Genomic DNA, 21,486 nt, shown 5'->3' with positions numbered 1-21,486 from the left:
GTCATACCTCGTTGAGCGGTTGAGCGGCATCCAATGCCGCGCGGCCTCGGGGGCCGTGGAAGTATTCGTGAATCCAGGCGTCGTCCGTTTCCGAGACGATATCGATGGCGTCCGCCACCAGCACTTTCTTCTGCGCCAGCACCGCCACGCGGTCGGTGATGGTGTACAGCGTGTCCAAGTCATGGGTGACCAGGAACACGCTCAGGCCCAGCGCGTCGCGCAGGGTCAGGATCAGTTGGTCGAATTGCGCCGCGCCAATCGGGTCGAGGCCGGCGGTGGGCTCGTCGAGGAACAGGATGTCCGGGTCTAGGGCCAGGGCCCGGGCCAGTGCGGCGCGCTTGATCATGCCACCGGAGAGCGACGCGGGGTATTTGTCGGCGGCCGACAGCGGCAGCCCAGCGAGGGCGAGTTTGACGGCCGCCAAGTGCTCGGCGTCTCGACGGCTGAGGCCTGCATGCTCGATCAGTGGCAGCGCGACGTTCTCGGTCACGGTCAGCGAGGAAAACAGCGCGCCCTTCTGGAACAGCACGCCGAAGCGCCGCTCTACCAGCGAACGCTCATGCTCCGGCAGGCTCGGCAGATTCTTGCCGAACACCCGCACTTCGCCCTCGCTGGGGCGGCGCAGGCCGACGATGCTGCGCAACAGCACCGACTTGCCACTGCCGGAGCCGCCGACCACCGCAAGGATTTCGCCCTTGTACAAATCCAGGTCGAGATTCTCGTGCACGCTCTGGCTGCCGAAGCGATTGCACAGGCCACGCACTTCAATCACCGCCTCGGTGGGCGAACGGTGTAGACGACTCACCAGCCCATCTCCATGAAGAACAGCGCGGCAACCGCATCCAGCACGATCACCACAAAGATCGATTGCACCACGCTGGAGGTGGTGTGGGCGCCGACCGATTCGGCACTGCCGCTGACCTTGAAGCCTTCCAGGCAGCCAATGGCTGCGATCAAAAAGGCGAAGATCGGTGCTTTCACCATGCCCACCAAAAAGTGCTGCACGCCAATGTCCGATTGCAGCAGCGAGAGGAACATCGCGGGCGAAATATCCAGCGCCACGGCACACACCACGCCGCCGCCGACGATCCCCGAGAGCATCGCCAGAAAGGTCAGCATCGGCAGCGCGATCAGCAGCGCGAGTACGCGGGGCAGTACCAGCAACTCCATCGGATCCAGGCCCAGTGTGCGGATGGCGTCGATTTCTTCGTTGGCCTTCATCGAACCGATCTGCGCGGTAAACGCACTAGCGGTGCGGCCGGCGATCAGGATCGCAGTGAGCAACACGCCGAATTCCCGCAGGAAGGAGAACGCCACCAGGTCCACCGTAAAAATTGTCGCGCCGAAGCTTTTGAGTACCGTGGCGCCAAGAAACGCCACCACGGCACCGACTAGAAAGGTCAGCAACGCCACGATAGGCGCGGCATCGAGGCCGACCTGTTCGAGATGGGCAACCATCGGCGTCAGGCGCCAGCGCTTGGGGCGGAAAATGCCACGGGCAAAGGTTTCGAGGATCAGGCCGACAAAACCCAATAATTGCTTGCTGTCCTGCCAGACGGTATCCACCGCCCGCCCGATGCGTGCCAACACCTGGATACCGGCAGCCTCTTCCGGTGCTTTTTCCGGTACGCAAAAATCGTTGAGTGAGCGGTAGACGGTCTTGAGCAACGCGCGGTCGGCAGCGGACAGGCTGCAATCGGTCTGCTCGGCGGATTGCTCGATACGGGTTGGCCCAAGCAGTTCCACCAGCAGCGAGGCGCCGGCGGTATCCAGGGCGCCGAGCCCATTGAGGTCTATGCGTGCGCCGGCGTCGTATTGGCCGTCGAGTTTGTCCGACAGCTTCTTTAGGTTTGCGTAGTGGGCCAGCGTCCAGTCCCCCGTAATCCGCAGTAACGGAGGGGCGGTGGAGGTATCGAGGTGGGCTGCGCCGGCCGTGGGACTACTGGTCATAAGCTCCGAGCTTGTATTGGCTATCCACAATTCCTACGTAATAGCACGATACAGCCTACTTCGGGTTGTCCGTTTGTGCTGCGTCAGTCACTTTGAAGCGCAGCACGCCGATCACCTGCCCGTCTTCGGTCAGCACTTGAACTTGCCAGCGCCCCGCCGAATCGGGCGGGAAGTTCTGTTTGTGGGTCCAGGCGCGATAGCCTTCCTTGCGCCCGCCGTGGATGTCCAGGGCAATGCGGTCGACCTCTTTGCCGTTGAATTTCCACACGTGGTAGATCCGCTCATTCAGCCCGCGTGGCGCGTTGATTGCGGTATAGGCATACAGCCCGCTGCTGCGCAGTTGAGCAACGGTCACTTCCTTGAGGTCATCGCCTGGCGTGCGGTCTTGCAACTGGGTGCTGATGGCCACTTCGGTCATCCACAGCGTGGCCGGCGGTACCCAGCTGCGTAGGAACCAGCCTGCGCAACCAATCGCGGCGGTCACCCCCAGCAGCATCGCCCAGCCCTTGAGGCTGCGCAGCGGCATGCTCACTGCCAGGCTCGGGATCGACAACGCCATGGCTACGCCGAGGGCGAGCTTGTAACTCTCGGCGGTGGTCAGGTGCAGGATGATCGGCAGCGCGGTGAGCAGCGCGGCGAACAGCGTCAGGGTGTGCAGCGCCAGGAACAGCGAGCGCTTGGGCGCCAGCCATTTGTAGTACAGCGGGTCGATGATCGACACCAGTGCCGCTGCGCCGAGCAGGCCGGTGAATATCGATTGGCCACTGTTCCACGCCGTGGTGATGAAAAAGAACGGCAGCACGAAGAACAGACTTTCCTGGTGGATCATCTGGGTGGCGTAGCGCAGCAGGGGTTCGGGAATTTCCCGCTTGAACACCTTGGTGAACAGCTGGGTAAAGCTGTTCTCCAGCATCAGCCACAACCAGCTCACCAGCATGATGACCGCGATCCAACTGGCCATGCCCTGCTGACGGTCCACCAGAATGAAACTGCACACACCCGAGATGAAGCCGCCGAGTGCAATCACCCCTGGGTAGCGCTTCATCAGTTCGAGGATGCGGGTGATTAAACGGGTTACGTTTTGCATTCGGCGGTTCGCAGTCTTTGTAGGAAAAAATCCCAGACAGAATAACGTCTTAGCCCGGCGTTCGGTGCCCGATTACGTGATCCGTTTGCGATAAAGCCGCACGCCGATCAACACAATGGCGATCAGGCCGAGCACGCCGGCGCCGATCCAATTGAGCATGTCGTAACTTAACAGCGGTTTTTCGATGCGCCAGTAGCCAGGCTGCTTGAGTACCTGGCGCATGGCTTGGTTCGCCTGATCCAAGTTGACGGCCTTGATGCGTTTGACCGGGTCGCTGAAGCGGCCTTTGTCGTAGTCGGCCAATGCCGCCCAATAGTAGTCGGCCAACGCGCTATTGCCCTGCACGGCCCAGGCTTGCCGAGCGATGGCGGCCTGTTGCAGGCGGGCGAAGGTGGCCGGGTCGAGGCCGTCTTTGAGCAACTGCGCGGTGAGGTCGTGCAGTACCTGTTCGGCCTCAGGGAGGTTTTCTCGCTCAAGGTCGGCATTCAGGCTGAGGAAACCGACGCCGCCGAGCACTTCGCGTTCGCTCCAGGGGCCGTAGGACAAACCGTGCTTGAGGCGCAGTTGACGGTACAGCGCCCAGTCGAGGTAGTCCTTGAGCAGGTCGTAGGTTTCATCGTGCTGGTCGTCCAATACCGGTTCTGGGAACAGCCAGTGCAGTTTGGCGCTGTTGCCTACCCAGCCGTGGATCAGTTCGCGGTGGCTGTTGGCGGTGTGCTGGATTTCCGGCAGGGGCCTGTGCTCGGTGGGGTCTACCGGGTCGAGTTCGCCGTAGGTGCGTTCCAGGTAGGCCGGCAGCAGTTTGTCGAGTTCGCCGACGACGATCAGGGTCATGTTGTTGGGGGCGTACCAATTCTTGCGCAGTGTCTGCAACTGGTCGCGGGTCAGTTGCTCGACCTCGGCGCGTTCGGCGCATTTGAGGCCCAACTCGACGGCCAGTTGATTGCTGGCGGTGTGGCCCAGGTCCTGACGGTCCAGCAGGCGTTGCAGGTGCGAGTAATGGCCGCCGTCTTCGCGCTCTACTACTTGTTTGGCCGCATTGATATTGGCGTCGGTCAACTCAGTGCGGGTGATGATTGCCAGTAACAGGTCGAGCACCTTGCGCTGGTTTTTCGCGGGAGCCTCAATTACGAAGGTGGTGTCGGCATTGCTGGTGTAGGCGTTCCACTCGCCGCCCAGCGCCTGCATGCGCTCTTCGAGGTCGCCTTCGCCGCCGCCGTCGATGCCACTGAACAGCAAGTGTTCGAGCAAGTGCGGCAACTCCTTTTCCTCACAGCCGAAGTCATCCAGGCCCACACCGACCACCAAACGGATCGCCACGTGCCCACGTTCGGTGCCCGGCTTGAGTAGCAATTGCAGGCCGTTGGGCAAGGTGTAGCCCTCGACTTGCAGGCGGTCAAAGGCAAAAGCGTGGGCAGAACCCATAAGCAGGCAGGCGAATAACAGGCGACGCATAACTGGCTTCCTGGCGAGTGAGGTCAGCTCTAACTGACTTCACGGGCCATCGTACGTTCAGGGCGAATGCGTGATGTCGGCAATATCTTCGGCCGAGAGCGCGCCTGTGTCGGACGTTTCCAACACTACATACGCACTGCTACAAAACAACGAATTGAGGCGTTTCATGTCGGCAATCAGCTCTAGGTGCAGGGAACTGGTCTCTAGGCTCTGTACGATTTTGCGTTGCAGACGGCTCACATGGGCGTGGGCCAAGCGGCGCTCCTGGGCGCGAAAGCGGCGCTTTTCGCGTAGCAATTGGCGTGCGCTTTCCGGGTCGGCGCTGAGGAATACCGAAAGGCCGAGTCGCAGATTGGCTATCAACTGGCTGTGCAGGCCGGTGAGTTCTTCCAGGCCTACTTCGGAAAACTGGCGGCGCTGAGAGGTTTTCTGCTGCTGGACTTTACGCAGCATGCGTTCGATCAGGTCGCCGGCGAGCTTCAGGTTGATCGACAGTTCGATGATCTCGGCCCAGCGGCGACTGTCCTGTTCGCTCAGGTCTTCGCGGGGCATTTGCGCCAGGTAGAGCTTGATTGCGCTGTAGAGCGCTTCGACGTCATCACTGAGGCTGCGCATCTCCTGGGTGATCGCAGTTTGCTTGCCGCGCAGTACTTCTTGCATGGCGGTGAGCATGTTGTCGATCAGGTCGCCCAGGCGCAGGGTTTCGCGGGCTGCATTGGCCAAGGCCAGGCTGGGCGTGGTGAGGGCCGTGGGGTCCAGATGACGGGGTTTGGCCTTGCCGTTGGCCTCTTCTCGCTCGGGCAGCAACCACGCGCAGAGGCGCGCCATTGGGCCGATGGTCGGCAGCAGGATCAGGCAGCGACTGACGTTGTAGAGCAGGTGGAAGGTGATGACCATGCCTTGGGTGTTGTAGTCCAGGCCGTCCATCCACAGTACCAGTGGGTCGAGCACCGGAATGATCAGCAGCAGGCCAATCAGTTTGTACAACAGACTGCCCAGTGCCACTTGGCGCCCCGCGGCGTTCTGCATGCTGGTGCTGAGGAAGGCCAGCACGCCGCTGCCGATGTTGGCGCCGATCACCAGGCCGATGGCCACGTGCAAGCCGATCACCCCGGCGCCGGCGAGGGTGGCGGTCAGCAATACGGCGGCCAGGCTGGAGTAGGAAATCATCGCAAACAAGGCACCGACCAGTGCGTCGAGCAAAATGTCGCCGGTCAGCGAGGCGAACAGCACTTTCACGCCCTGGGCGTGGGTAATCGGGCCGGCGGCTTCCACGATCAATTGCAGCGCGAGGATGATCAGACCGAGGCCTATTCCTACTCGCCCCAACTGCCCTGCCCGCGTCTGTTTGCGCGAAAGAAAGAAAATAACGCCGAGAAAGATCAACAGCGGCGACAGCCAGGACAAGTCAAAGGTCAGCACCCGCGCCATCAGCGCGGTACCGACGTCGGCGCCGAGCATAGTCGCCAGGGCGGGCATCAGGCCCATCAGGCCCTGGCCCACAAATGAGGTCACCAGCATGGCCGTGGCGTTGCTGCTCTGCACCATGGCTGTCACCAGGATGCCGGCGACAAACGCAAGCCAGCGTTTGGACATGTTATGCCCGATGACTTGACGCAAGTTAGAACCGTAGACCCGCAGGATCCCGGTACGGACGATGTGCGTGCCCCAGATAAGTAGGGTCACGGCGGAAAGCAGATTGAGCAAGGTCAGCATGCTCGGCCCCCCGTGTAGGTGTGCTCCAACAGGAGCGAAGGAAAGTTGCCGCGTGCCGCTCTACGTCTTGTACTTAAGCTGTAGTTGGCGAATGGGCTCGGCGCCAGCATCGCATAGCTAAAGTGGGGATTGAAACAAAACTGTCATGAAATCAGCTTTTTGCGGATGAAAAAAAACGGGACGCAAGCGCCCCGTTTTTTACGACTGGCTCGGGTTATTGACCCGGGATGTCCTTACGCAGTTTCACAGGATCCTGCTGTTTCTTCTTTTTCGCGATGGCGGTGCGCATCTTGATGTTCACCGCTTCTACCGCCAGCGAGAATGCCATGGCGAAGTAGACATAGCCTTTAGGCACATGCACGTCGAAGGATTCGGCGATCAGCACTGTACCCACCACCAGCAGGAACGACAGCGCCAGCATTTTCAGCGACGGGTGCTTGTCGATGAAATCGCTGATGGTGCCGGCAGCCAGCATCATCACCAATACGGCAACCACAATCGCGGCAACCATGACCGGTACGTGGGAGACCATGCCGACGGCGGTGATCACCGAGTCCAGGGAGAACACGATGTCGATGATCGCGATCTGGATGATGGTGTAGATGAACTTGCCACCGGCGCCTTTCGGCTCGTCCTGGGTTTCGTCTTCACCTTCCAGTGCGTGGTACATCTCTTGGGAGCTTTTCCACAGCAGGAACAGGCCACCGAAGAACAGAATCAGATCGCGACCGGAAATGCCTTGGCCAAACACCACAAACAGGTCGGCAGTCAGTTGCATGACCCACGTGATCGACAGCAGCAACAGGATGCGCGTGACCATGGCCAGCGCCAGGCCGAATATCCGAGTGCGAGCCTGCATATGCTTAGGCATGCGGCTGACCAGGATCGAAATCATGATGATGTTATCGATGCCCAGGACGATCTCTAGGGCCGTCAGGGTGAAGAAGGCAATCCAGATTTCCGGATTGGTCAGCCATTCCATGTGTATTCCTTTGAGCGTGTGTTAGGCCGCACCGGCGTAGGGCCGGCGCAGCTGGGTTGTACGATTATAGAGTGCTGAACAGCGGAAAAATCCCCATCAGCAATGCGGCGAACATTATGCACAGGCACACCAGCACTGCCCACTTCAGGGTGAAGCGCTGATGATCGCCAAATTCGATACCGGCCAGGGCGACCAGCAAGTAGGTCGACGGTACCAGCGGGCTGAGCAAGTGCACCGGTTGGCCAACGATGGAGGCGCGGGCCATTTCCACTGCGGTGATGCCGTAGTGGCTGGCGGCTTCGGCCAGTACTGGCAGTACGCCGTAGTAGAACGCATCGTTGGACATGAAGAAGGTGAACGGCATGCTCACCAGTGCGGTGATAACGGCCAGGTACGGGCCCAAGGCGTCAGGGATGACCGCCAGCAGGCTCTTGGACATGGCATCGACCATGCCGGTGCCCGACAGGATGCCGGTAAAAATACCCGCGGCGAAGATCAGCCCTACCACCGCCAGTACGCTGCCAGCATGGGCGGCGACGCGGTCTTTCTGCTGTTGCAGGCACGGGTAGTTCACGATCATCGCGATACTGAACGCCACCATGAACAGCACCGGCAGCGGCAACAGGCCGGCGATCAGTGTGCACATCAGGGCCAGGGTCAGTGCGCCGTTGAACCAGATCAGCTTCGGACGGCGGGCGTCTGGAAATTGCGACACGCTGATTTCGCTATGGTCGATCTCGTCGCCCTGCAGGTGCAGTTCGCCCAGGCGAGCACGTTCGCGCTTACCGTACATATAGGCGATCGCGAGGATAGCGACGACGCCGGCGGCCATGGCCGGAATCATCGGTACGAAAATATCCGAAGGGTCCACATGCAGCGCACTGGCGGCGCGGGCGGTCGGGCCACCCCAAGGGGTCATGTTCATCACGCCACCGGCGAGAATGATCAAGCCGGCCATGATCCGCGGGCTCATGCCGATGCGCTTGTACAGCGGCAGCATGGCGGCCACGCAGATCATGTAGGTGGTGGCGCCGTCACCGTCCAGGGACACCACCAGGGCCAGTACGGCGGTGCCGACTGAAACCTTCAGCGGGTCGCCTTTGACCATCTTGAGGATCTTGCGCACGGCCGGGTCGAACAGGCCGGAGTCGATCATCAAGGCGAAGTAGAGGATGGCGAACATCAGCATCACGCCGGTTGGCGCGAGCTTGGTGATGCCTTCGAGCATCATCGGGCCGATCTTCGGTGCGAAACCGCCGAACAGCGCGAACAGGATTGGCACGATGATCAGGGCGATCAGCGCAGACAGGCGCTTGGTCATGATCAGGAACATGAACGTGATGACCATGGCAAAGCCAAGGAAAGTCAGCATAGGAATACTCCAGGCGTAGCGCGGCTAGGGAATGGCGAACCGGGATGGGTCAGCGCAGAACGAAAGGCACGAGGCGTACGGGGGGAGTTGGGGCGAACAGGCGGGTACGGACGGACATCGGGAATCACCATTGTTGTTGTAAACAGCCGGTCTTTTGCCGGCAGTGGGGGCGATCCTAGACGTGAAAGCTTTCAGCCAGCTTTCGCTGGCTAAACAGGTGATATGGAAAAGACGCACGGTCTTCAAGGGTGCACAGGTGAAAATGTGGGAGGGGGCTTGCTCCCGATAGCAGAGTGTCAGTCACTGCATGTGCAAGCTGACCCACCGCCATCGGGAGCAAGCCCCCTCCCACATTTGATATGTGTTTATTTCGGCTGCTTCAGGGCAGCTCAAGGCCGCCCGCTGCTTTGTGCAGTTTGCGCAGGTGTTCGCCCACCTGCTTGAGGTTGGCTTCGCATGCGGCGATTTCTGCGGCGCGAGCAGGGTCCAGCAGCGCCCTCACCTCTTTATCCAGCTCGCCGGTCAGCGATTGCAGCTGTTTCTGGCGTTCGGCGCTTTCCGATTCCAGGCGTTTGGCTTCCGACGGTTGTGGCAGGCCGTAGCCGCCGCTGCCGAGCAATTCTGCTGGCCTGCTGAGGAACCCACTGTTGGCGAGGATCTGTTGCAGCGTGGCGTTGGCTTTTTCCATGCCGCCGTTTTTCAGCTCGCGGGCACCGAGATAGCGCTGTTTGACCTCATCCTGAGCCAGCATCAGCTGCTTGCGAAAGCTTGCCTGTTCCAGCAGCAACAACGCGGCGCTGGTGCGCAGATCGGCCTGGTCGAACCATGGGCGCCGTTGCGCTGCGCTGAGCGATAGCCAATCTTCAACCTGGGTCTGTTTGATCGGCAGGTGTTTGCGCAGCACATCGAACATCGCCTGATAACGCTCGCGGAACGAGTCAAAGTGATAGCCCAGGCGCAGGGCTTCACGTTTGTCATTCAGCACGCGGGTATCGGCCAGGCCGCGGGCTTGTAGCACTTCAAGCAGGCCGTTGGGGGTGATGTTGTCCAGGCCGGTGAGTTGCGGGTTCGCGCTGCCGCTGCGTAACAGCTTCAGGCTTTCGACCGCGCAGTTATTGGACAGGAAGAAGTAGTTGCCGTCGTAGCTCCAGTGCATCTCTGCAGCGTGTTCGACGGTGTCGTTGATCTCTTGTCGTGACAGTCTCAACGGCACGGAAGCCAGGCCGCGCAGCTCGGTCTTGGTGTATTCGTCGATCACCTGGGCCAACGGAAGCACAAACAGGCGTGACGGGTACTTGCCCACCAGGCCATCCCAACTCGACAGTTGTACGTCACCGACGAACGCGCGGTAGGACAAGACCAGATGCTGCTCCAGGTCCAGCCGGCAATCTGGTCCGCGGGGACGGCCCGGTGCGCAGATCACCAGGCGCAACATGCTGTGGCCCCAGCGGCTGACCAGGTTCTGGTTGGCTTCGGCCAGCAGATAGTCGATTTCATAGACCCGCTCCGGGTCCACGTGGCCCAACGGCGTCTTTGCAAAGTCGTTGCCCGCATTGAGGAACGGGTAGGCCTTGGCGCAGGCATCCTGTTCAGGCGGTGCCCAGCCGAAGTGTTGCTGGTAATAGCGGAACAGTGCGGGGCGTCGGCAGGCGTAGCTTGGATCGAGGAGGAAGTACTCCATGTTGACCGCGACGAACTCCAGCGGGCTGCTGGTTTCGTAGATGTCTGGGCTGCGCACGATCTGGCGGTTGTGCTGCTCGCGCTCACCGCGCCGGCCGACGTACTGCGGCCAGCCGGCGAGGTCCAGCAGGCGCGGGTCATCGCTGAGGGTGAAACGGCGTTCATTCTGGCCACGGCATTGATCGGGCAGGCCGATCAGGCCGGTGATGCTGTTCTGGCGGCTGCAGCGCTGGATCAGTGCGCGCTCGTCCTTGGACCACAGGCGCGCACGGTCATAGATATGGGTCAATTCATGCAGCACGGTGGCGAGCATTTCCCGGCGCACGGTGCCGTGGGGGCGATTGGTTTTCTGGGTGGCGGCGCTGCCATCGGTCAGGGGAGCGAGCAGATTGCGGTTGAGGTCCAGTTCGGACACCAACGAGGCCTGACCATAGGCATTTTCGGGCATCTTGTCGGTCCAGCCGACATCGATGCGTCGGTCCAACTGCTCGATAAAGCGCGGCGGCAGTGAGCGCATCGCTTCATCGAGCAATGCCTGGCTGGCCTGCTGTTCGGCCGGGCTCAAGCCTTCTGTCTTGAGCCGCAGTTGCAGGCTGGCCTGGGCTGCGCTGGCACACAGCAGCACAGTCCCGGCCAGGAGCCAGGCAGCGAGGCGCCTCACAGAGCGAGGATGGCTTCGGCGAGGGTCTGGTCGCTGGCGTCGCGGGCTTCCGGCAGGCGGGTGCGCAGGGTATCGAAGGCGGCTTCCAACTGTGCGCCTCGGATTTCGCCATTGGTGGCGACGAAACTGGCGGCGTCATCGTGAGCTTCGCGCACGACTTTGGAGTCGCGGATGGAGGTGGTGGTGTCCGAGGTGAAATCAATGGTGCGGCCGGAGGCGCGGACAATGATGTTACTGGTGGCCACCAGGGTATGCGCCTGGGCAACGTCGGCCAACAACAGCAGGCCAAGGGTGGCGGCGATCAACGGGCTACGCATGGAAGAACTCCGAATACAAAGATGGAAACACAAAGATGATTATTGGACGAGAATTGCCTGCGCCAGTTCAAGGTCGCTTGCATGAAGTTTTGGTTGGTTCCGGCGCAGGTAATCCAGTGCCGATTCCAGCCGCGCTCCACGCCATTGGCCGTCAGTGGCGATGAACGCGGCGGCGTCATCCTGAGCGGCCACTACTACTTTGCGGTCGAACGGTGCGGAGGTCACCTTGCTGGTGGCATACGCGCTCGCAACGGTGCTCTGGATGGTCAGGTCAAAGGCCGAAGCCAGTGGCGACCAGCCAGCGAAAAACACGACAGGGACAATTAACAGGCGGTATGAAAAAGCCATGGGACTCGACAACTGAAAACGAGCGCCAAGGCTAGCGCAATGCCCCGGCGAGAGCCAGCGCCGAGGCATTCAAGAGCAACTGGCGCTCGCTCATATCAGGTGCGATCAGATAGCCAGGATGGCTTGAGCCAGCTGTGCGTCAGTCGCGGTATTCAGTTGTGGTGCTTGTTGGCGGATCTGGGCCAAGGCGCTTTCCAGCTTCACACCACGAATGGCTCCTTCGCTGGCGACAAAGCTGGCAGCGTCGTCTCGGGCGGCACGCACGACTTTGTTATCGCGAAGGGACGAAGTTGCATCGGAGGTGGCGTCTGAAGTGGCCTTCAATGCGCCGACGATGGAGTCGGTGGTCACTATAAAGCTGGAGGCATTGGCGTTTGCAGCCAGGACCAACAGGGCGGCGGCGCTGAGCAGGCGAAGACGGGACATGGGGTGACTCCTATAGATGAGCAATAAAGGTGGCGCAGAGACTCGCCGAATGTTGATTGGATATTAGGCCGCGGCTTATCAGTTCGGATAGGTTTTGTGCAGTTCTGAAAACTGTACCTATTATATTATTTATTTATGAAACTGTACCTGTTCCTCTAAAAGCATTGCTGGAAACGCACGCGCCTAAAACAACAAAGCCCGCCTCCGGTCTCCCGGGGCGGGCTTTGTTTTGAAAAATCAGTGCTGGCAGTGGACCCGGTGGGTCAGGGCCAGCGAGCGCTAATTAGCGCCAGAACGGCTTGCTCAGCTCTTCGTAGCGTTGAGCTTCGCTGATACCGGCGTCAGCCAGCAGACGCGAATCCAGACGAGCCAGTTGGTGGCGGCTGGAGATGCGGCGCTGCCACAACATCAGGTTGGCCAGAACGCGCAAAGGCATGGAAGCCTGGGTGTTTGCAGCTTTTTCTTCGAAGAACAATTCGGAACTGAGTGTACGTTCCATGATGACATCCTTCCGCTTATGGCGGCATTAGGTAGTGGTTTAACTGATGCCAATGATCCTCCTCCGGCGCAAGACTCTCTAGATACAGTTCACCTGTATTGTGAGGGGCCAGTTAACTGTTTATAGGTGCTGTACGGTACGAAAATGGGGCAACTGTACTTGTCTGCACTTTAATGGTGCGAAATTGATAGTTATGGGGATATGCGTAAGATTTTTCTGTCGGAAAAGACCAGTACAGCAGTACAGTTTTATTAAGAAGTGACGATCAGGAAGCCGAGCTGATGAAGGTGTGTTTGCATCAGCCCGGATCTGTATCCATCAAGCCTTGAGCATATGCCCGGTTTCTTCCAGGTTAATGTGCCAACTCAGTGCTTCTCGCAGGATGTGTGGGGTGTGTCCGCCGATGGCGCAGGCCGCATTGAAGTAATTGTTCAGCGCATCGCGGTACGCCGGGTGCACACAGTTGTCGATGATCACCCGTGCGCGCTCCCGTGGCGCCAGGCCGCGCAGGTCAGCGAGGCCGACTTCGGTGACAAGGATGTCGACATCATGCTCGGTATGGTCCACATGACTGACCATCGGCACCACGCTGGAAATCGCGCCACCCTTGGCAATTGACTTGGTTACGAAGATCGCCAAGTGCGCGTTACGCGCGAAATCGCCTGAGCCACCAATGCCGTTCATCATCCGCGTGCCGCAGACGTGGGTGGAGTTGACGTTGCCGTAGATGTCGAACTCCAGCGCCGTGTTGATGCCGATAATGCCCAGGCGACGCACCACTTCGGGGTGGTTGGAGATTTCCTGCGGGCGCAGCACCAGCTTGTCCTTGTAGTGCTCCAGATTGCCGAACACATCGGCGTTGCGCCGTTCCGACAGCGTGATCGAGCTGCCCGACGCGAAGCTCAGCTTGCCGGCGTCGATCAGGTCGAAAGTCGAGTCCTGCAGCACTTCGGAATACATCGTCAGGTCTTCGAACGGCGAATCGATCAATCCGCACATCACCGCGTTGGCGATGTTTCCGATACCCGCCTGCAGGGGGCCGAGCTTGTTGGTCATGCGACCGGCATCCACTTCCTGTTTGAGGAAGTGAATCAAGTGATTGGCGATCCCTTGGGTGTCACTGTCAGGAGGTGTAACAGTAGAAGCTGAGTCCGCCTGGTTGGTGATGACAATGGCGACAATCTTTTCCGGCGGGATGGGAATCGCGGTGCTGCCGATGCGGTCATCGACCTTTACCAGCGGGATCGGCGTGCGAGTCGGGCGGTAGGTTGGGATATAGATGTCGTGCAACCCTTCGAGATTCGGGTTGTGTGCCAGGTTGATCTCGATGATCACCTGCTTGGCGAAAATCGCGAAGCTGGCCGAGTTACCCACGGAGGTGGTGGGCACGATATGCCCTTGTTCGGTGATCGCCACGGCTTCGATCACAGCAATGTCTGGCAGCTTGAGCTGGTTGTTGCGCAGTTGCTCGACGGTTTCCGACAGATGCTGGTCGATAAACATTACTTCGCCGGCATTGATTGCCTTGCGCAGCGTGCTATCGACTTGAAACGGCATGCGTCGTGACAGCACGCCAGCTTCGGTCAGTTGCTTGTCCAGGTCATTACCCAGGCTGGCACCGGTCATTAGGGTGATTTTCAGCGGGGACGTCTTGGCGCGTTCGGCCAGGGCGTGGGGGACGGCCTTGGCTTCACCGGCTCGGGTGAAGCCACTCATGCCGACGGTCATGCCGTCCTCGATCAGTGCGGCGGCGTCTGCCGCGCTCATGACCTTGTTCAACAACGAAGGCAAGCGGATACGATCACGGTACATGAATTGTTATCTCAGGCTACGGAAGCAAGGTGGGCAGTGTAGTGATTTCAAAAAGTTTCGGCCCGCTACCATGGTCGAATGCCGAGTAGTGTTTTAGAGCCTTTGGTCGGGTTTCATGCGGTAATAAAAAACCCCAGCCTATCGCAGGCCGGGGTTTTGAGTATTGCGCTGAAGCAGTGTTACTCGACGGCTTTGACCATGTCTTCGATGACCTTCTTCGCGTCACCGAAGACCATCATGGTCTTGTCCAAGTAGAACAACTCGTTATCCAAACCGGCATACCCGCTGGCCATCGATCGCTTGTTGACGATGATGGTTTTGGCCTTGAAGGCTTCCAGAATCGGCATCCCTGCAATTGGCGAGTTCGGATCGTTCTTCGCGGCCGGGTTGACCACGTCGTTTGCGCCCAGCACCAGGACTACGTCGGCCTGGCCGAATTCCGAGTTGATGTCTTCCATTTCGAACACTTGGTCGTAAGGCACTTCCGCCTCGGCCAGCAGGACGTTCATATGCCCAGGCATGCGGCCTGCCACCGGGTGGATCGCGTACTTCACGGTCACGCCGCGGTGAGTCAGCTTCTCGGTCAGTTCCTTCAGCGCGTGTTGCGCACGTGCCACCGCTAAGCCGTAGCCTGGAACGATGATCACGGTGTCGGCGTTGGTCAGCAGGAAGGTTGCGTCGTCGGCCGAGCCGGACTTCACCGGGCGCGCTTCTTTCGAGCCTGCCGCAGCACCGGCATCCGGCGCATTGCCGAAACCGCCGAGCAGTACATTAAAGAAGGAACGGTTCATCGCCTTGCACATGATGTACGACAGGATCGCGCCGCTGGAGCCCACCAGGGAGCCGGCGATGATCAGCATCGAGTTGTTCAGCGAGAAACCGATACCCGCCGCTGCCCAGCCGGAGTAGCTGTTGAGCATCGACACGACGACCGGCATGTCGGCGCCGCCGATTGGGATGATGATCAGCACGCCCAGCACGAAGGCCAGGGCCAGCATCAGCGCGAAGGCGGTGAGGTTGCCGGTGAACATAAAGGCCAGGCCCAGGCCGAGGGTCAGCAGGCCCAGCACCAGGTTCAGTTTGTGCTGACCGCCGAACTGTACCGGTGCGCCCTGAAACAGGCGGAACTTGTACTTGCCCGACAGTTTGCCGAAGGCGATCACCGAACCCGAGAAGGTGATTGCACCGATAGCAGCGCCGAGGAACAGTTCCAGGCGGTTACCGGCAGGGATTGAATCGCCCAGGTGCTTAACGATGCCCAACGATTGCGGCTCAACCACTGCTGCGATAGCGATAAACACCGCAGCCAGGCCGATCATGCTGTGCATGAAGGCAACCAGTTCCGGCATCTTGGTCATCTCTACGCGCTTGGCCATGATCGAGCCGGCGGTACCACCGACCAACAGGCCGACGATTACGTAGCCGATACCGGCGGTGGCGAGCTCAGCGCCCAGCTTATAGATGAGGCCCACAGTGGTGAGCACCGCCAGCGCCATGCCAAGCATGCCGAACAGGTTGCCGCGTCGCGATGTGGTCGGGTGCGACAGGCCCTTAAGGGCCTGGATAAAGCAGATCGACGCGATCAGGTAGAGCGTCGTTACCAGATTCATGCTCATTACTTCTGCACCTCTTCTTTCACAGCTTTGGGCGCTTTCTTCTTGAACATCTCAAGCATCCTACGAGTCACCAGGAAGCCGCCGAACACATTGACTGCCGCCAAAGCGACCGCCAGCGTGCCCATGGTCTTGCCCAATGGCGTCACTGTGAGGGCGGCGGCCAGCATGGCGCCGACGATCACAATCGCGGAAATGGCGTTGGTTACCGCCATCAATGGCGTGTGCAGCGCGGGGGTAACGTTCCAGACCACGTGGTAACCGACATAAATCGCCAGCACAAAGATGATCAGGTTGTAGATACCGGGGGAGATAAGCTCTTCCATCGTCTGAATCCCTGCTTAGGCGTTTTTGCGGATGACTTGGCCGTCGCGGCACATCAGGCACGCGGCGACTATGTTGTCTTCGAGGTTGAGTTCAAACTGCCCTTCCTTGTTGAAGACCAGCTTCAGGAAGTCCAGCAGGTTGCGCGCGTACAAGGCTGACGCGTCGGCGGCGACAGCACCGGCGAGATTGGTCGGGCCACAGATGATCACGCCGTTTTCCACGACGGTTTCGTCAGCCACGGTGAGCGGGCAGTTGCCACCTTGGGCGGCGGCGAGGTCGATGACCACCGAGCCAGGCTTCATCTGCGCGACGGTCTCGGCGCTGAGCAGTGTGGGTGCTTTACGCCCGGGAATCAGTGCGGTGGTGATGACGATATCGGCTTGCTTGGCGCGCTCGTGCACGGCCAGGGCCTGGCGCTGCATCCAACTGGTTGGCATCGGGCGTGCGTAACCACCGACGCCGACGGCGCATTCGCGTTCTTCGTCAGTCTCGTAGGGCACGTCGACGAACTTGGCGCCGAGGGATTCAATTTGCTCTTTGACGGCCGGGCGCACGTCAGACGCTTCGATCACTGCGCCCAGGCGTTTCGCCGTGGCAATCGCCTGCAGACCAGCAACACCGGCGCCGAGGATCAGCACGCGCGCGGCTTTGACGGTGCCGGCGGCGGTCATCAGCATTGGCATGAAGCGCGGATAGTGATGAGCAGCCAGCAGTACGGCTTTATAGCCCGCGATGTTGGCCTGAGACGACAACACGTCGAGGCTCTGTGCCCGTGAAGTGCGTGGCGCGGCTTCAAGAGCGAAAGCGGTGATGCCCTTCTCCGCCAGCTTGGCAATGGTTTCGTTGCTGAACGGATTGAGCATGCCCACCAACACGGTGCCGCTTTTGATCAGCGTAAGTTCGCTGTCGCTGGGCGCTACCACCTTGAGGATCAGCTCGGCGCCGAACGCATCGTTGGCACTGCCAATGGTTGCGCCTGCCGTTTCATAGGCACTGTCGACGACGCTGGCTTTCAGGCCAGCCCCGCTTTGTACAGTGACCTTATGGCCCTGGCCGATCAGCTTCTTGATGGTTTCCGGGGTGGCAGCCACCCGCGTTTCACCGGTCTGGGTTTCGAGAGGAACACCAATGTGCACGTCAAATCTCCTGCATGATCTTTTTGCTTTTGATCTTTTTGTAAAAAGGCCAGTGCACCGCGAGTGGCGCAACTGGGGCGGCCGATCAGCACGATCCCGCTGAAATGACAGCGGGGCGCGGCATTTTGCAGGCGAACTTTACGGCCTTCAAGGGATTATGACGGGTGACGAAAAATTAACTACAAGTCACCCTGTGACTGATTGTCGCAACATGCTGAAATAACCTCTTTAAATACAGGTAATTAAAGGGCCCTAGGTGATTTTTTGGCGTTTGCCCATGATTGATGTGAATAGTCGGGCATTGGCCTGTTGGGGTCGCTGCAAGCCACTAAAATCATGGTGTTAAGCCCTATTTTTGATGGATAGATACAGTCTGTGAAAATGCGACATATACGTATATCTGTAGGATCAAAAATTAACTGACTACAGAGTCAGCATGAGGGCTTTGGCCTTTAATTACTGGGGCTATAGCGCTGGGATTGGTCAATGAGCCAGTCCCGAAACGCCTGCAATGAGGCTGATTCGACTTTCCTGTCAGGAATCATCAAGTAATAAGCCTTGGTGCTTGTTAGCGCGTCAGGGTTGGCGATCACCAGTTGATGCTCGTCCAGTTCTCGCTGGATCAGGAACGGTGGGATCAGCGCGATGCCCATGTCGTGCATGGCTGCTTGGGACAGCATCGAGAATAGCTCGTAACGCGGGCCTGTCATGTCACGCGGGACGTTCAACTGCTGAGCGTTGAACCATTGGCGCCAGGCGTACGGACGGGTGGTCTGCTGAAGCAGTGGCAGTTCCCCGATCTCCTGTGGCGTGAAACGCTTGCGGTCACCCAAAAGGCGCGGGCTGCACACGGGGACGGGATTTTCTCCCAGCAGCCGGTGGGACTCGGTGCCGGACCAATCAGCGTCGCCGAAGTAGATCGCCGCGTCGAAGTCGGTATCGGCGAACAGAAAGGGGCGTGTGCGGTTGGTCAGATTTACAGTCACCTCTGGGTGCTGCCGTTGAAAGTCCTTGAGGCGAGGGATCAACCATTGGGTACCAAAGGTGGGTACTACGGCCAACTCGATAGTGTTGGCGCCCTGCTGGCCCATGACTGACAGGGTGTCGCGTTCCACGGCATCCAGCTGAGTTGCCACTCTGCGGCTGTAGGACAGACCTGCTTCCGTCAGCTTTACCCCACGCCGTGATCGCCGAAATAGCTCGACACTCAAAAACTCCTCAAGGCTGGCTATCTGCCGACAAATGGCACCCTGGGTAATGGAGAGCTCGTGCGCAGCCTTGGTAAAGCTCTCGTGGCGTGCGGCCGCTTCAAAACTGACGAGGGCGGTTGTGCTTGGTATTTTTCTGCGCATGTACCTTGTACTCACATATAAAGCGCGCTTGCGCAGTTTCTGAGTGTTACGGAGTGAGAAATTAGCACAAGGCTATGCGGAAACCTCGTTTGCTCTCCCCGCTCGCTCGGCCTAGGCTCCCCCCCACGACATCTGATTTCTTTGCGAGGACTTATTCATGGCTGGCAAGGCAAGCTTTAACTGGATCGATCCGCTACTGCTGGATCAACAGCTCACCGAAGAAGAGCGCATGGTGCGTGACAGTGCTGAGCAATTTGCCCAGGACAAGCTGGCGCCCCGTGTTCTCGAAGCCTTCCGCCATGAAAAAACAGATCCGGCGATTTTCCGTGAAATGGGTGAAACCGGCTTGCTGGGGGCGATGATTCCTGAGCAGTACGGTGGCAGTGGCTTGAACTATGTCAGTTACGGGTTGATTGCGCGTGAAGTTGAGCGCGTCGACTCCGGTTACCGTTCCATGATGAGTGTGCAGTCGTCATTGGTAATGGTGCCTATCAATGAGTTCGGCACCGAAGCGCAAAAGCAGAAGTACTTGCCCAAGCTGGCCTCCGGCGAATGGATTGGCTGTTTTGGTTTGACCGAGCCTAACCACGGCTCTGATCCAGGCGCGATGATTACGCGTGCGCGCAAAGTGGACGGCGGCTACAGCCTTACGGGCGCCAAGATGTGGATCACCAATAGCCCGATTGCAGACGTGTTTGTGGTGTGGGGTAAGGATGACGCCGGTGATATCCGTGGTTTTGTCTTGGAGAAAGGCTGGAAGGGCCTGAGTGCGCCAGCGATTCACGGCAAGGTCGGCCTTCGCGCCTCTATTACTGGTGAGATCGTGATGGACAACGTATTTGTGCCGGAAGAGAACATTTTCCCGGATGTGCGTGGCTTGAAAGGTCCTTTCACCTGCCTTAACTCGGCGCGCTATGGCATCTCCTGGGGGGCGTTGGGCGCTGCCGAGTTCTGCTGGCACACCGCTCGCCAGTACACGCTTGATCGTCAGCAGTTCGGTCGTCCATTGGCGGCTACCCAACTGATCCAGAAGAAACTGGCGGATATGCAGACCGAGATCACTCTGGCGCTGCAAGGTTGCTTGCGGCTGGGGCGTATGAAGGATGAGGGAACGGCTGCGGTTGAGATTACGTCGATCATGAAGCGCAACTCGTGCGGCAAGTCTTTGGATATCGCTCGTATGGCGCGGGACATGTTGGGTGGCAATGGGATTTCCGACGAGTTCGGGGTGGCGCGTCATTTGGTGAATCTTGAAGTGGTTAACACCTATGAGGGCACGCATGACGTTCACGCCTTGATTCTGGGGCGCGCGCAAACCGGTCTTCAGGCGTTCTATTAATAGGAGAACGGTATGGGCGCGCTTTCGCATCTGCGGGTACTGGATTTGTCGCGAGTGTTGGCGGGCCCTTGGTCCGGACAGATCCTTGCGGATCTTGGGGCTGAGGTGATCAAGGTCGAGCGTCCCGGCAACGGTGACGATACGCGTGCTTGGGGCCCGCCCTTCCTTAAGGATGCTTATGGCGAGAACACCAGTGAGGCGGCGTACTACCTATCCGCTAATCGTAATAAAGAGTCGGTGACTATCGATTTTACGCAACCGGAGGGTCAGCAATTGGTCCGGGACCTGGCAGCCAAGTCCGACATCCTGATCGAGAACTTCAAGGTCGGTGGCCTGGCGGCATATGGGCTGGACTATGAGTCACTCAAGGCCGTTAATCCGGAGTTGATCTATTGCTCCATCACTGGGTTTGGTCAGACCGGACCGTATGCCGGCCGTGCGGGCTACGACTTCATGATCCAGGGGCTGGGCGGGCTGATGAGTCTGACCGGTCGACCGGAGGGTGATGAGGGTGCGGGGCCGGTGAAGGTTGGGGTGGCGTTAACTGACATCCTTACTGGGCTCTACTCGACGGTGGCGATTCTTGCTGCGCTGGCGCATCGCGATCACGACGGTGGTGGTCAGCATATCGATATGGCATTGCTTGATGTGCAGGTGGCGTGTCTGGCTAATCAGGCGATGAATTACCTAACGACAGGGGTGTCCCCAAAGCGTCTGGGTAACGCTCATCCGAATATCGTGCCTTATCAGGACTTCCCTACAGCCGATGGTGATTTCATTCTGACGGTGGGAAATGACAGCCAGTTTCGCAAGTTCGCCGAAGTGGCTGGTCAGCCGCAGTGGGCGGATGATCCGCGCTTCTCTACTAATAAGGTACGAGTGGCTAACCGTGCAGAGCTGATTCCGTTGATTCGCCAGGCTACTGTCTTCAAAACGACCGCTGAGTGGGTGTCGCGGCTGGAGCGGGTGGGTGTGCCTTGTGGGCCGATCAATGATTTGGCGCAGGTGTTTGCTGATCCGCAGGTCAAGGCGCGTGGGTTGGCTATGCAGCTACCACATGCGCTGGCGGGGATGGTGCCTCAGGTTGCCAGCCCCATTCGGTTGTCCAAGACGCCTGTGGAGTACCGCAGTGCGCCTCCGCTGTTGGGTGAGCATACAGCTCAGGTACTACAGCGTGTGCTCGGGTTGGGGGCTGCGAATGTGGCTGCTTTAAGGGGGGCAGGTGTCATCTAGATGTTCTGCTCTATATATAAGGCACTCGGTTGACTGTTTTTTAATCAATTCTAGCCAATTGATAGATATAGCAAATTAAAAGGTTGACGTGAGATTCTGGGAGCCTATAATTCGCCCCACTTCCGGCGCAGTCGAAACGGAAAACTCCTTGGTAAACAATGAGTTGCGCAGTTTTCGGCGG

19 protein-coding genes are annotated in these 21,486 nt (G+C 59.1%); 2 read left to right on the top strand and 17 right to left on the bottom strand.

Translation table 11 applies throughout. The features are described from left to right. Position 1: 1 nt before the first annotated feature. The 17 genes from ACEN2T_RS26195 to ACEN2T_RS26115 form a co-directional block, all read right to left on the bottom strand. Positions 2 to 805 carry an ABC transporter ATP-binding protein gene (locus ACEN2T_RS26195; RefSeq protein WP_095185306.1) on the bottom strand — a complete coding sequence of 268 codons (804 nt, stop codon included), beginning with the start codon at positions 803 to 805 and terminating at the stop codon, positions 2 to 4. Continuing rightward, positions 802 to 1,950, bottom strand: coding sequence for an ABC transporter permease (locus ACEN2T_RS26190; RefSeq protein ID WP_122754118.1), 1,149 nt, complete (start codon positions 1,948 to 1,950; stop codon positions 802 to 804). Before ACEN2T_RS26190 ends, ACEN2T_RS26195 begins: the two co-directional genes overlap by 4 nt. Positions 1,951 to 2,005: 55 nt before the next feature. After that, positions 2,006 to 3,037: a DUF5924 family protein gene (locus ACEN2T_RS26185; protein ID WP_032885028.1), complete on the bottom strand. Its 1,032-nt coding sequence runs from the start codon at positions 3,035 to 3,037 to the stop codon at positions 2,006 to 2,008. Between the two features lie 72 nt (positions 3,038 to 3,109). Further along, positions 3,110 to 4,492 carry a M16 family metallopeptidase gene (locus tag ACEN2T_RS26180; protein WP_095185308.1) on the bottom strand — a complete coding sequence of 461 codons (1,383 nt, stop codon included), beginning with the start codon at positions 4,490 to 4,492 and terminating at the stop codon, positions 3,110 to 3,112. 57 nt (positions 4,493 to 4,549) lie between these two features. Beyond that, positions 4,550 to 6,208: a Na/Pi cotransporter family protein gene (locus tag ACEN2T_RS26175; protein WP_095185309.1), complete on the bottom strand. Its 1,659-nt coding sequence runs from the start codon at positions 6,206 to 6,208 to the stop codon at positions 4,550 to 4,552. A gap of 214 nt (positions 6,209 to 6,422) precedes the next feature. Beyond that, positions 6,423 to 7,190 (bottom strand): TerC family protein, encoded by a 768-nt coding sequence (locus tag ACEN2T_RS26170; RefSeq protein ID WP_032885024.1) that lies wholly within the window; start codon positions 7,188 to 7,190, stop codon positions 6,423 to 6,425. Positions 7,191 to 7,254: 64 nt separating this feature from the next. Further along, on the bottom strand, positions 7,255 to 8,562 hold the full coding sequence (locus tag ACEN2T_RS26165; RefSeq protein WP_032885023.1) for a CitMHS family transporter: 1,308 nt from the start codon (positions 8,560 to 8,562) through the stop codon (positions 7,255 to 7,257). Between the two features lie 379 nt (positions 8,563 to 8,941). Further along, positions 8,942 to 10,903 (bottom strand): DUF7844 domain-containing protein, encoded by a 1,962-nt coding sequence (locus ACEN2T_RS26160; protein ID WP_442117789.1) that lies wholly within the window; start codon positions 10,901 to 10,903, stop codon positions 8,942 to 8,944. Beyond that, a complete protein-coding gene (locus ACEN2T_RS26155) occupies positions 10,900 to 11,220 on the bottom strand; it encodes a DUF2388 domain-containing protein (protein ID WP_027608008.1) in 321 nt (106 codons plus the stop codon). The genes ACEN2T_RS26160 and ACEN2T_RS26155 overlap by 4 nt, the downstream gene beginning before the upstream one ends. A gap of 39 nt (positions 11,221 to 11,259) precedes the next feature. Further along, positions 11,260 to 11,568: a DUF2388 domain-containing protein gene (locus tag ACEN2T_RS26150; RefSeq protein ID WP_032885019.1), complete on the bottom strand. Its 309-nt coding sequence runs from the start codon at positions 11,566 to 11,568 to the stop codon at positions 11,260 to 11,262. Positions 11,569 to 11,673: 105 nt separating this feature from the next. Further along, entirely contained in the window at positions 11,674 to 11,994 is a 321-nt protein-coding gene (locus tag ACEN2T_RS26145; RefSeq protein ID WP_032885017.1) for a DUF2388 domain-containing protein, read from the bottom strand. Between the two features lie 283 nt (positions 11,995 to 12,277). Continuing rightward, positions 12,278 to 12,493 (bottom strand): DUF1127 domain-containing protein, encoded by a 216-nt coding sequence (locus ACEN2T_RS26140; protein ID WP_442117788.1) that lies wholly within the window; start codon positions 12,491 to 12,493, stop codon positions 12,278 to 12,280. A gap of 318 nt (positions 12,494 to 12,811) precedes the next feature. After that, positions 12,812 to 14,305, bottom strand: a complete 1,494-nt coding sequence (locus ACEN2T_RS26135) for an acetyl-CoA hydrolase/transferase family protein (RefSeq protein WP_099601843.1) — start codon at positions 14,303 to 14,305, stop codon at positions 12,812 to 12,814. A gap of 179 nt (positions 14,306 to 14,484) precedes the next feature. Continuing rightward, a complete protein-coding gene (locus ACEN2T_RS26130; protein WP_095185312.1) occupies positions 14,485 to 15,921 on the bottom strand; it encodes an NAD(P)(+) transhydrogenase (Re/Si-specific) subunit beta in 1,437 nt (478 codons plus the stop codon). After that, on the bottom strand, positions 15,921 to 16,244 hold the full coding sequence (locus ACEN2T_RS26125) for an NAD(P) transhydrogenase subunit alpha (RefSeq protein ID WP_005783507.1): 324 nt from the start codon (positions 16,242 to 16,244) through the stop codon (positions 15,921 to 15,923). Before ACEN2T_RS26125 ends, ACEN2T_RS26130 begins: the two co-directional genes overlap by 1 nt. Positions 16,245 to 16,259: 15 nt before the next feature. After that, positions 16,260 to 17,381 (bottom strand): Re/Si-specific NAD(P)(+) transhydrogenase subunit alpha, encoded by a 1,122-nt coding sequence (locus ACEN2T_RS26120; protein WP_442117787.1) that lies wholly within the window; start codon positions 17,379 to 17,381, stop codon positions 16,260 to 16,262. A 452-nt stretch (positions 17,382 to 17,833) separates the two neighbouring features. After that, entirely contained in the window at positions 17,834 to 18,733 is a 900-nt protein-coding gene (locus ACEN2T_RS26115; protein WP_032885011.1) for a LysR family transcriptional regulator, read from the bottom strand. A 157-nt stretch (positions 18,734 to 18,890) separates the two neighbouring features. Here ACEN2T_RS26115 and ACEN2T_RS26110 point away from each other — a divergent pair, with 157 nt between their 5' ends. Then, positions 18,891 to 20,072: an acyl-CoA dehydrogenase gene (locus tag ACEN2T_RS26110; RefSeq protein WP_003187423.1), complete on the top strand. Its 1,182-nt coding sequence runs from the start codon at positions 18,891 to 18,893 to the stop codon at positions 20,070 to 20,072. A gap of 12 nt (positions 20,073 to 20,084) precedes the next feature. Continuing rightward, positions 20,085 to 21,305, top strand: a complete 1,221-nt coding sequence (locus ACEN2T_RS26105; protein WP_032885010.1) for a CaiB/BaiF CoA transferase family protein — start codon at positions 20,085 to 20,087, stop codon at positions 21,303 to 21,305. The last annotated feature ends 181 nt before the right edge of the window (positions 21,306 to 21,486 follow it).

This window comes from Pseudomonas sp. W22_MBD1_FP4 (genome assembly GCF_052113765.1).
Lineage (GTDB): Bacteria > Pseudomonadota > Gammaproteobacteria > Pseudomonadales > Pseudomonadaceae > Aquipseudomonas > Aquipseudomonas sivasensis.
This window is presented reverse-complemented; position numbering and strand designations above follow the sequence as displayed.